General features: G+C 73.3%; 10 protein-coding genes. 8 read left to right on the top strand and 2 right to left on the bottom strand.

Annotated elements, in window-relative coordinates; all coding sequences use genetic code 11:
* The 3 genes from E1300_RS42070 to E1300_RS42080 form a co-directional block, all read left to right on the top strand.
* On the top strand, positions 1 to 376 hold a 376-nt coding region (locus E1300_RS42070; protein WP_278045426.1), incomplete at its 5' end, for a UDP binding domain-containing protein.
* A 91-nt stretch (positions 377 to 467) separates the two neighbouring features.
* On the top strand, positions 468 to 1,853 hold the full coding sequence (locus E1300_RS42075) for a PQQ-binding-like beta-propeller repeat protein (RefSeq protein WP_131762877.1): 1,386 nt from the start codon (positions 468 to 470) through the stop codon (positions 1,851 to 1,853).
* 58 nt (positions 1,854 to 1,911) lie between these two features.
* The gene (locus E1300_RS42080) at positions 1,912 to 3,291 is read left to right on the top strand and encodes an outer membrane protein assembly factor BamB family protein (protein ID WP_131762878.1); all 1,380 of its coding nucleotides are present in this window, start codon (positions 1,912 to 1,914) and stop codon (positions 3,289 to 3,291) included.
* 231 nt (positions 3,292 to 3,522) lie between these two features.
* Here E1300_RS42080 and E1300_RS42085 read toward each other — a convergent pair whose 3' ends face one another.
* Positions 3,523 to 4,548: an NAD(P)/FAD-dependent oxidoreductase gene (locus E1300_RS42085; RefSeq protein ID WP_131762879.1), complete on the bottom strand. Its 1,026-nt coding sequence runs from the start codon at positions 4,546 to 4,548 to the stop codon at positions 3,523 to 3,525.
* Between the two features lie 68 nt (positions 4,549 to 4,616).
* Between E1300_RS42085 and E1300_RS42090 the strand changes: the two genes are divergently transcribed.
* The 5 genes from E1300_RS42090 (at position 4,617) to E1300_RS42110 (ending at position 9,864) form a co-directional block, all read left to right on the top strand.
* A complete protein-coding gene (locus tag E1300_RS42090; RefSeq protein ID WP_131762880.1) occupies positions 4,617 to 5,228 on the top strand; it encodes a helix-turn-helix domain-containing protein in 612 nt (203 codons plus the stop codon).
* 37 nt (positions 5,229 to 5,265) lie between these two features.
* Positions 5,266 to 6,147: a nuclease-related domain-containing protein gene (locus tag E1300_RS42095; protein WP_131762881.1), complete on the top strand. Its 882-nt coding sequence runs from the start codon at positions 5,266 to 5,268 to the stop codon at positions 6,145 to 6,147.
* Positions 6,148 to 6,492: 345 nt separating this feature from the next.
* Positions 6,493 to 8,007 (top strand): beta-N-acetylhexosaminidase, encoded by a 1,515-nt coding sequence (locus E1300_RS42100; RefSeq protein WP_242619747.1) that lies wholly within the window; start codon positions 6,493 to 6,495, stop codon positions 8,005 to 8,007.
* 581 nt (positions 8,008 to 8,588) lie between these two features.
* Positions 8,589 to 9,479, top strand: a complete 891-nt coding sequence (locus tag E1300_RS42105) for a hypothetical protein (RefSeq protein WP_131762883.1) — start codon at positions 8,589 to 8,591, stop codon at positions 9,477 to 9,479.
* Between the two features lie 142 nt (positions 9,480 to 9,621).
* Entirely contained in the window at positions 9,622 to 9,864 is a 243-nt protein-coding gene (locus E1300_RS42110) for a DUF397 domain-containing protein (protein WP_131762884.1), read from the top strand.
* 55 nt (positions 9,865 to 9,919) lie between these two features.
* On the opposite strand, the gene E1300_RS42115 is transcribed toward E1300_RS42110, so the two are convergent.
* Positions 9,920 to 10,870, bottom strand: a complete 951-nt coding sequence (locus tag E1300_RS42115) for a substrate-binding domain-containing protein (protein WP_165503240.1) — start codon at positions 10,868 to 10,870, stop codon at positions 9,920 to 9,922.
* Between the last annotated feature and the right edge of the window lie 322 nt (positions 10,871 to 11,192).

The raw sequence follows: 11,192 nt of genomic DNA on the forward strand, positions 1-11,192 counted from the left end.
ACGCGCCCAGCAGCTCCTCAACCGCGAAGGCCGCGCCCTCAAGGGCGCCAAGGTCCTGCTCCTCGGCGTCACCTACAAGGCCGACATCGCCGACCAGCGCGAATCCCCCGCCCGCCCGGTCGCGAGCCGCCTGCTCCGGCTCGGCGCGCGGCTCACCTTCCACGACCCGCACGTCCCCGCCTGGCGGGTCGGCGACACCGACGTCCCCAGCGCGGGCGCCGACCTGCCCGCCGCGCTGGAGGCCGCCGACCTCACCATCGTCCTCGCGGCCCACCGCGCCTACGCGCCCGGCACGCTGGCCCGCCACGCCCGCCTGCTCTTCGACGCCGTCGGCCGGACGCGCGGCGCCGACCGCCCGACCACCGAACTGATGTGACCCCGGCGGTTCAGCACGCTCCGGCGGCGGACCCGTCCACCGCACCGTCGTGACTCTGCCGCGCGCGGACCGCCCGCAGTAGCCTGCGAGCTTGGGCACCCCCACGCAGCCGCCCCCGGAGCCCGGCGACCCGTCCCGCCGGGTCCAGATCGGCTGCGCCGCCGCCTTCGTGCTACTGCTCGGTCTCGCGGTGATCATGCACGAGCCCGGTGCGCGCCTCGCCGCCCTGAAGGGCCTCGTCCAGGACGGGATGAACGGCCCCTACCGTGCTGTCCCGCCGCCACTGCCCGCCGAACCGCCGCGCACCGCAGTAACGCTGCTGGACGTGAGCGAGCACTACCCGCACGTCTTCGGCGCCCTCGGCCTCAAGGTCGAGCGGTCGGGCATCTCGTCCGTCCGCGCGGTGGACCTGCGCACGCACTGGACGTACTGGACCTACCGGGAGCACTCCAGGGAAGTGGAGAGCCTTGTGGACGACCGCGCCACCGGCGACGTCTACATCACCTGGCGGGACCGGGACAGCGGGCACGTGCAGCGCATCGACCGGGTGGACGTCGCCCGAGGGAAGGTGCGGTGGCGCCATGACGTCCGCCGCGACATCGACAGGTTCGGGTCGCGCGAAGGTGAGTCGAATGTGGACAGCGCCGTGGCGGTCGCCCGCCCGGACGGCTCGCCGACCGTGGCGCTGGTCTCCTTCTTCATGGCCGCGGGATTCGACGAGGCGACCGGCGAGCGGCGCTGGGCCGTCCCGCAGCCGCCCGCCTGCTCGCTGCGCACCGACCCCCGAACGCTGGACGGCACCGCCGGAGTCGTCGCGATCGTCCAGAGTTGTGCCGTCAAGAACCGAGCGGAGAGGTACCTCCTCGGCCTGGACGCCGCCACGGGTGCGCAGCGGTGGCGCGTGCCGTTCCCGCGCGCCGACTTCACGGGATCGTTCCGGAAGGTCGTCGCGGCGCCCGGGGGACGGCTGGCCGTCGACGTCTCCGACCGGCCGGTGCTCCTCGACGCCCGGACCGGGCGGCCGGTGAAGGGCGGCGCCGCCCTCGCCTCCTCGATCGGCGACGGCGGCGTCGCCCAGGGCGCCACGACCACCGTGCGCTCGTGCGATCTCCAAGAGAAGGACCAGCACGTCGTCCAGTACGGCTGGTGCGGTCACGACGTGCGCACGGGCCGCCGCCTCTGGGCGCAGGCGGCCCCGGACGGCCTGTGGGGCGGGGATCCGCCCACAGTCGCCGACGGACGGGCGTACGTCCTGGCCGTACCGGAGGACTGGCACCGCGCCCCGGCCACCGCGTACCGGTTCGGCGTCCTCGACCAGCGCACCGGCGCCTGGCTCGCGCGCGTCCCGCTCCCGATGCCCCGCGGCGAGGACGTCTCGGGCAGTTCGTCAGCGCAGATCGAGGAGATCACCGACGGCATGGTCGTCCTCGCCTACCCGGACGGCCGGTACGCCCTGCTGGCCGGTGCCATAAGGTGACGGCCGCCCGCCGCCGTGAGCCTCCCGCGACCGGGCCCGGCCGGGTTAATCTGCGAACTTGACCCCCTCGGAGGAACTGAGCCAGGAGCCCGGCGACCCGTTCCCCCGGGCTCAGCTCGGCTGCGTCACCGTCTTCGCGCTCCTCCTCGGCCTCGCGGTCGTCATGCAGTCACCCGGCGCGCTCGACGCGATCAAGGGCGTGTTCCGGGACGGGATGAACGGCCCGTACCGCCCGCCGCCCGCCGCGCTCGCCACCGAGCCGCCCCGCGCCCGCGTCGCGCTGCTGGACACGACCGGGCACCACCCCCTCGTCTTCGGCGGCCTCAAGGTCGAGTCGGCCACCGGCTCCTCGTCCGTCCGCGCGGTGGACATCCGCACCGGCTGGACGCACTGGAACTACCGCGAGCACACCATGGCGGTGGACGGCCTGGAGACCGACCGCGCCGCCGGCGACGTCTACATCACCTGGCGGGACCGGGACAGCCGCCGCGTCCAGCGCGTCGACCGGGTGAACGTCGCCCACGGAAAGGTGCTGTGGCGCCACGACGTCCGCCGCGACATCGACAGGTTCGGCCTCCGGACCGGTGCGTCCGCCCCCGACAGCGCCGTGGCGGTCGGCAGGCCGGACGGCTCCCCGACCGTGGTGGTCGCCTCCTTCTTCATGGTCGCGGGCCTCGACCAGGCCACCGGCGAGCGGCGCTGGACCGTCCCGCAGCCGCGCGCCTGCTCGCTGTACGCCGACCCCCGAACGCTGGACGGCACCGCCGGAGTCGTCACGGTCCTCCAGGCCTGTACCGGACGGGCGCGGGAGGAGAGGCACCTCCTCGGCTTGGACGCCGCCACGGGAGCGGAGCGGTGGCGCGTCCCGTTCCCGCGCATCTCCTCGGACGCGTCGCTCCGGCAGGTCGTCGCCCTGCCCGGCGGGCGGTTGGCCATCGACGACCCGCGCGGGCCGGTCGTCATCGACGCCCGGACCGGGCAGCGGACGGCGGGCGGCTCCGCGCTCGCCCTCTCGATCGGCGACGGAGGCGCCGCCCAGGGATCACCGGTCGCCGTGGGCACATGCGTCCTCAAGGAGGCGGGCCGGGAGGTCGTCCAGGACGGCTGGTGCGGCCACGACGTGCGCACGGGCCGCCGGCTCTGGGAGCGGGCCCCACCGGACGGTCTCCGGGCCGGCGGCCCGCCCGCGATCGCCGGCGGCCGCGTGTACGTCCTGGCCGAGCCGGTGCGCTGGGAGCATGCCCCGGCCACCTCGTACCGGTTCGGCGTCCTCGACCAGCGGACCGGGACCTGGCTCGTGCGCATCCCCCTGCCGACGCCTCGCGGGCAGGACGCCTCGGGCGGCTCGACGGCCCGGATCCTCGCCATCGAGGACGGCGTGGTCGTCATCGCATACCCCGACGGACGCTACGGCCTACTGGCCGACACCGCCCGCTGACCGCCCGTCCCGCCGACCGACACCGCCCGCCCATCTCGCTGGCCGACGCTGACCGCCCGTCCCGCCGAGCGACGCCGCCCACGCGGCCCGCCGACCGCCGCCGACCGCGCAGTCAACCGGCCGACGCCGCCCACACGGGCTGCCGAGCGACGCCGACCGCGCGGCCTGCCGGGCGACGCCCACCGCACCGCCAACCGACCGACGCTGCCACTGACCGTGCGGCCTTCGGTGTCACCAGCCGTGGCCGCGGCCGCTCCGGACGCGCTCGCCGTTCGCCCGCTCCGCCGTGGCGGAGAACGGCACCTCACGGGCGGCGACGGCGAGGCGGGTGTCCTCGGCGACGAGATCGGCGTTGATCATCCCGGCCGCGCGCACCCCTGCGGCGGCGGAGCCGATCACCGTCTCGGCGAGGTCGGCGACGTTCCCGGCCGCCCACACCCCGGGCACCGCGGTCGCGCCGCCCGGGCCGGTCTCGATGCGCTCTCCCATGACGTGCCCGTTCACGACCATCTCGGTCGCCTTCAAGCCGAGCCCGGTCAGCACGGCGGAGCGGGCGACGAAGCGCGGCGCCACCACCAGCGCGTCCAGCGGAACGACCCGCCCGCCGTCCAGCTCGGCACCGATCAGCCGGTCGTCCTCGACGCGCAGCCCGGTGACCGTGCCGTCCGCCACGGTGATGCCGCGCGCGTCCAGCCGCTCGCGCGCCTCCCCGTCCGGCGCGGGACCGGTGTGGACGAGCAGCGTCACGTCCGCGCTCCACTGGCGCCACAGCAGCGCCTGCTCCACGCCGACCGCCGCGGTCGCGAGGACGCCGATCCGCCGGTCGCGCACCTCCCAGCCGTGGCAGTACGGGCAGTGCAGCGCGTCCCGTCCGAACCGCTCGGCCAGACCCGGCACGTCCGGCAGCTCGTCCACCAGGCCGGTGGTCACCAGCAGCCGCCGGGAACGCACCGAACGGCCGCCTTCCAGATCCACCTGGAAGCCGTCGTCCAGGTGCCGGGCCCCGCTCACGGTCCCGTCCACGATCTCCCCGCCGTAGCCGACCACCTCCTTGCGCCCCCGCGCGAGGAGCTCGCCCGGGGGAGTGCCGTCGCTTCCCAGGAAGTTGTGGACGCCGTCCGCCGGAGCGTTGCGCGGCTCGCCCGCGTCCACGACGAGCACAGCGCGCCGTGCCCGCGCCAGCGTCGCCGCCGCGCCCAGCCCGGCCGCACCCCCGCCGACCACGATGACGTCGTATTGCCGTTCGTTTGTATCCATGCCGGGGAGGATGCGTCACCCCGAACCCGGATGGCAAAGTTCTTTGCCGAACCGGCAATACTGGAGGCATGAACGACGAAGACCTGTCCCGCGTCCTGAACTCGGTCGGCCCGCGCCTCAAGGCGCTGCGGCAGCAGAAGGGCGTCACCCTGGACGAGCTGAGCCGGACGACGGGGATCTCGTCGAGCACCCTGTCCCGCCTGGAGTCGGGGCAGCGCAAACCCACCCTGGAACTGCTGCTGCGGCTGGCCCGCGCCCACAACGTCCAGCTCGACGAGCTCGCGGGCACCCCCGTCACCGGGGACCCGCGCGTCCACATGAAGCCCTTCACCCGCTTCGGGCAGACGATCGTGCCGCTGACCCGCAACCTCGGCGGCCTCCAGGCGTTCAAGCACATCGTCCCGCCCCGGGACACGACCGCGCTGCCCGACCTCAAGACGCACGAGGGCTACGAGTGGCTGTACGTCCTCGCCGGACGGATCCGCCTCCTCCTCGCCGAGCACGACCTCGTCCTCACCGCCGGTGAGGCCGCCGAGTTCGACACCCGCCTCCCGCACGCCTTCTTCAACGCCGGCACCGAACCCGCCGAGATCCTGAGCCTCTTCGGCCCCCAGGGCGAACGCATGCACGTCCGAGCCCGCCCCACCCAAAAGACCCCTGACCCGACTTCGCCGACCTAGGGTGTCAGGGGCGGTTGGTGGTGCTGTGGAGGTCTTTGTGAGCGATCTCGAAGCCCGGGTGTGGAGGCGCTACGGACACCTGCGGATCTACGTTTCCCGGGGCGGGGACACGGTCGGCTGGTACGACGTCCGCGCGGGCGCGCACGAGATCGCCATGCCGGAGCTGTCGGACGGCTTCTGGGATACCGTCCGCGCCGAGTGCTCGAAGCTTGGTGAGCCTCCGCCCGGCCTGGTCCCCGGAACCGTGCCGCCGCCGGAGGACAGGACTCCTCGGAGGGACGTGCTGCTGCCGCCGCCTGCCCAGCCGGTCGGGGATCTCAGCCTCAACCGGGCGGGCTCGGCGGCGCAGACCCGTGCCGTCGAGTTGCGAAGCGTGTGGACGAGGCTGGCATCGCTGATCGGCGTCCGCACCGAGGCACGGGACTTCGCGGTCGGCGCCCGCGGCGAGCGCACCGTCGGCGGCAGGCTGGACCGGTGGGCGCGCAGGCAGGGCTGGCACGTGCTCCACGCGGTGCCCGTCGGACGCAACGGCGCCGACATCGACCACGTGCTCATCGGGCCGTTCGGCGTGGTCACGGTCAACACCAAGACCACGCGCTCCAAGGTGTGGGTCGGCGAGAACGGCATGCTCGTCGGCGGCACGAAGGTCGACTACCTGCGCAACTCCCGCCACGAGGCCAAGCGCGCCCGGACGCTCCTGGCGGCGGCGTGCGGGCGTCACGTCCCCGTCCAGCCGGTCGTCGTCTTCGTGGGGGCCAAGGGGTTCACGGTGCGCGGCGGCGGCCCGAAGGACGTCGCCGTGCTCGCCGACGTCAGGGCGCTGAAACGCTGGCTGCGGCGACGCGGCCGGGTCCTGACGCCGGAGATGGTCGCCGCCGTGCACGCCGCCGCCCGCCGTCCCACAACCTGGCGCACCTGAATCCGACGCCGCCCGCTGTTCCGCGATCGGGCGCACCTGACGTCGACGCCGCCTGCTGTTCCGCGATCGGACGCACCTGACCGCCGCCGCCCGCGTCCCGCAACCTGGCGCACCTGAACCCGCGGGCCGCGACGCGGCTTTCGCGGCGGGCGTGACCCGGCCGGAACGCCGCACGCCTTCCGCGGTGTGCGTGACTCGGTCGGAACGCCGCATGGCTTCCGCGGTGGGCGTGACCGCCGGGGGCGCTGCGTGGACTTCGGCGCCGGGCCCGCGAACCCGGCGTCCATCATCGGACTGCCGCGGATACCGGGTGTTCCGCGTCGTTCGGGCGGGGAGGAGGTGGGCGTGGTGAACCTGATTCCCGCGCCGCGGCGGCTTGAGCGGACGGGCGGCTCCGGCCCGTTCGGTGGCGATGTCCGGACCCGCGTCGATCCGTCCCTCGCCCCCGAGGCTTACACCCTGACCGTGTCCGCCGGCGGCGCGGAGATCGTCGGCGGTGGCGAGGCCGGGGTCTTCTGGGGGCGCCAGACGCTGCGCCAGCTCCTCGGCCCGGACGCGTTCCGCCGCGTCCCGATCGGCCGCGAGCCCGTCACCGTCCCGTACCTGACGATCGAGGACGCCCCGCGCTTCGCCTGGCGCGGCTTCATGCTCGACGTCGCACGGCACTTCCTGCCCAAGGACGACGTCCTCCGGTACGTCGACCTGCTGGCCGTCCACAAGCTCAACGTCCTGCACCTGCACCTCACCGACGACCAGGGCTGGCGCGTCGAGATCGAGCGCCATCCCCGGCTGACCGAGGTCGGTGCCTGGCGGCGTCGCACCCGCCGGGGGTGGGGCGAGCCCGTCACCTGGGACGAGCGGCCGCACGGCGGCTTCTACAGCAAGGACGACCTGCGCGAGATCGTCGCCTACGCCGCAGAACGCCACATCACGGTCGTCCCGGAGATCGACCTGCCGGGCCACTCGCAGGCGGCCATCGCCGCCTACCCCGAGCTCGGCAACGCCGACGTCATCGACACCGCCGCCCTGGAGGTGAAGACCGACTGGGGGATCAACCCGCACGTCCTGGCTCCCACCGAGCGGGTGCTGCGCTTCTACGAGGACGTCCTCACCGAAGTCCTGGAGATCTTCCCCGGCACCTTCGTCCACATCGGTGGCGACGAGTGCCTCAAGGACGAGTGGCGCGCCTCGCTCGCCGCCCAGGCGCGCATCCGCGAACTCGGCCTCGCGGACGAGGACGAGCTCCAGTCGTCCATGATCCGCCACTTCGACCGCTGGCTCGCCGACCGCGGCCGCCGCCTCATCGGCTGGGACGAGATCCTGGAGGGCGGCCTCGCACAGGGCGCGGCCGTCATGTGCTGGCGCTGGTACACGGGCGGCGTCGCCGCCGCGAAGGCGGGCCACGACGTGGTGATGTGCCCCCAGCAGGAGGTCTACCTCGACCACGTCCAGTCCGGCGGCCCGGACGAGCCCGTCCCGTTCGGCTGGGTGCACACCCTGGAGGACGTCTACCGCTTCGAGCCCGTCCCGCCGAGCCTGGCCGGCACCCCGCACGCGGCCCGCGTCATCGGCGCGCAGGCCAACCTGTGGACGGAGGCCGTCGAGGACCGCCGCCGCGTCGACTACCAGGCGTTCCCCCGCCTCGCCGCCTTCGCGGAGGTGGCCTGGTCCGAACTCCCGCACCCGGACGAGCGCGACTTCTCCGACTTCGAGCAGCGCATGAACGCCGCCCACTACGCCCGTCTCGATGCGCTCGGCGTCGCCTACCGGCCGCCGACCGGCCCGCACCCCTGGCAGCAACGCCCCGGCATCCCGGGCCGCATGCACAACCAGCCGAGAAAACCCTGGCACCAAGCCTGAGTCGGCGGAGAGCGCTGCGGGCCGCTGGCGCGTCGGCCCGTGAGGAAAGATCGATCATCCGTGTTCGGCAGATGCACGTGCAGATGTGCAAGTCGGGCATCTGCACGTGCATCCGCATTCGCGTCTGCAATTGCGCAAGTTGGTCTCTGTGGCGAATTACCGGTTCCGTGCTGAGTTCGAGTTCCATGACGCGATCGAACAATCTTTAACAAGAATGATCTTGGCGTTCTCGCAGGTCAGGGCGGTGCGATGTTTAGTTTGGTGTAATGAGTCTGCTATGTCCCAATAGCTCCCGCATAGGACTGGAACGTACGCATGCCATTCCGCTGCTGCTGCGGCTATGCTCCCGGTTCGTGACAGTCGATCATTCGCTGATCGTTAACCGGCTGGACGTCGCACGCCGGTTTCGTCTTCGCGTGCATCCAGTGATCCGAGTCAGAGAAGGCGGGATTCAATGACGAATTCTCGTTGCGCGCGCCCGCCGTGCGCCGCTCCGCTCCCTCAGGAGTTTCCGGACCCCTCGCAGGCGGGGGAGCGGTGACCGGACGCCGGGCCACGAGCCCGACTCCCCGATGAGCCCCATGCGACGACGTCCCGAGAAGAGCACGGGCGAGGTCCGCGCGTTCCTGCAAGTGATTCACCCGGACGGGACGGCCGAGAAGTGGTTGCACGCGGTGCTCGTATGGGTGCTGCACGACTCGCTCGCGGGACACGGCGACGAGATCGTCGTCCGGCGGGCCGGCGAGCGGGGCGTCCCCTTCGCCAAGTACCGCCAGATCATCGCCGGGAACTTCGCCGGGATCAACTGGTACGCGCTCGAAGCGGTGCTGGAGGCGTGCGGTGCGGTCCGGGCGGAAGTCCAGGTCGCTCAGGAGCTGTTCGACCGGTTCCAGCCGGCCGCGCCCCGGCGGGACCCCGACCCCTCGGCCGGGTCCGACTTCTGGACCGACACGGTCCAAGAGTGGCCCCCGACCCGCCACGTGCCCCCGGCCCGCCACGAGCCTTCGGCCCACCCTGTGCCTCCGGCCCGGCATGTGCCCCCGGCCTACCCTGTGCCCCCGGCGCATTCTGTGCCCCCGGCCCGCCACGAGCCTCCGGCCCACCCAGTGCCTCCGGCCCGCCACGAGCCTCCGGGCCGCCGCGACGTTCCGGTGACGGTCGCGCCGCCCGATCCCTCGTCCGCGCAGGACTCCGCGCAGTACGTGGAGATGATGAAGAAGTTCCGCCGCTACAAGGGCGACCCGCCCTTCCGGGCGATGGAGGATGCCTGCCGGCGCCATCCCCGGATCGAGCGGTGCTACTCCTACGGCTCGTTCAGCACGATCGGCAAGAACGGCAAGCTGCCCAAACGCGACCTCGTGCGCGCCTACATCGCAGGTGCGGGCGGCAGCGATGCCGAGATCGACCAATGGCTTGAGGCCCATATCCGGCTCTCAGTCGACCAGGCCGACGACCTTCCGGCCGCTCCGTAGCCCCGGGCCACCGCCCGGACACGACGGCGGCCTTCCCGCACCCACACGGACAAACGGGAAGGCCCGCCCGGCAGACGCCGCCCAGATTCGACAGGACGGCCCCTCCCCACCTCACCGCGCTCACAGAAAGGCGCAGTCCGCCATGGCGACGAGCCGGACTCCACAGAACAGAACCGAACACGTCCTCCGGGACGCCGCAGGCCCCCGCTGGCGCAAGAGCACCCGCTCGGTGCCCGGCGGCGAATGCGTCGAGACGGCGTCCCTGCCCGGCGGCATCGGGATCCGCGACAGCAAGGACGCCGGCGGCCCGGTCATCACCGTCCCGTCCACCGGATGGCAGGACCTCGTCCGGCAGATCAAGAAGGGCGAGCACGACCTCCCCTGACCCGACCGGAGGCCGGGCGGGACCGACTGCCCGCCCGGCCGCTCCGGCGCGCGTGTCAGGTGGGCTGGCACGGGGTGGTCACTTGGGCGTCCGCGGTGAGGCAGGTGGTGGCCCCGGCCCTTTCGAGCAGGCGCCGCGCGGACGCGTCGGCAAGGAACGTGAGGAAGGCCGCCGCAGGGCTGCCGTTGGGCGGCAGTCCGTAGGTGTAGAAAATCTCGGGCGCTACGAACGGGTAGCCGTTCCCCGCGGACGACACGTCCGGCCTCCGCCCGTCCAGCGACAGGACGCGGATGTTGGGGTAGCGGCGGGCGTTCGCGGCGACGTGCAGCTCGGCGTAGCCGATCGCGCCGGGGATCGTGTTCACCGCGTCGAGGATCTGCGCCTGGCTGCTGCGCTCGCACCGGATGATGCGGGCGGCGGCGCGGATCTCGTCCTTGCGCCGGCAGTCCCTGGACGACAGCTCCGGCTCGGGCTCGTCGAGGATGTGCTCCTCGAAGACGGTCCGCGTCCCCGAACCTTCGGTGCGGCCCACCAGCCTGATGGGCACGTCACCGCCGCCCTTGAGCCGTTTCCACTCGGTGGGGCCGCCGCGGGCGTAGATGGAGCGCAGCTCCCGGACGGACAGTCCGGTAACCCCCGCGTCCTTGTGGACGACCACGGCGAACGCGACCAGCGCGACGGGGAACCCCCGGAAGGCGCGCACCCTGATCTCGTCCGAGTCGGGCTTGAGGTGCCCGTCGTGCATCGCGATCGTCGAGGCGGCGTTCGCGGCGGTCAGCGCCCGCACTCCCTCGTTCGAGCCGATCGCCGCGACCTCGACCCGCGCGTCCGGGCACAGCGACTCGTACCCGGACCGCAGGACGTCGGCCGTCCGCTCGAAGGCCGTCGAGCCGACGAGGTGCAGCGTCCCCCGAAAGCACATCGGACGCTCCGGCCCGGTGCCGCCGACCAGCCTGCCCACACCGACACCACCAGCGAACACCACCACCGCAACGGCAGCCGACACCAACCGCCACCGCCACCCCACACCCACCCAGCGAGACGACAAGGCCGACCGAGCTTCAACCGAATCACCCGCCGGTGCGCCTTCCGCCGCGTGCGCCCTCCCGCCCCCCGCCACATGCGCCCGCCCGTGTTCCGCCGCGTGCGCCCGCCCACCTTCCGCGGCGTGCGCCCTCTCGCCTTCCGCCGCGTGCGGCCGCCCTCCTCCCGCTGCGCTTGCCCGCCCGCCTTCCGTCGCGCCCGTCCGCCCGCCTCCCGCCGCGTGCGCCCGCACCGCGTCCGCCGACTCCGGCCGCGCCGCGTTCATTGCGTCCGCTCGCGGTGTG

Origin of the sequence: Actinomadura fibrosa, from assembly GCF_900659615.1 — a bacterium.
Lineage (GTDB): Bacteria > Actinomycetota > Actinomycetes > Streptosporangiales > Streptosporangiaceae > Spirillospora > Spirillospora fibrosa.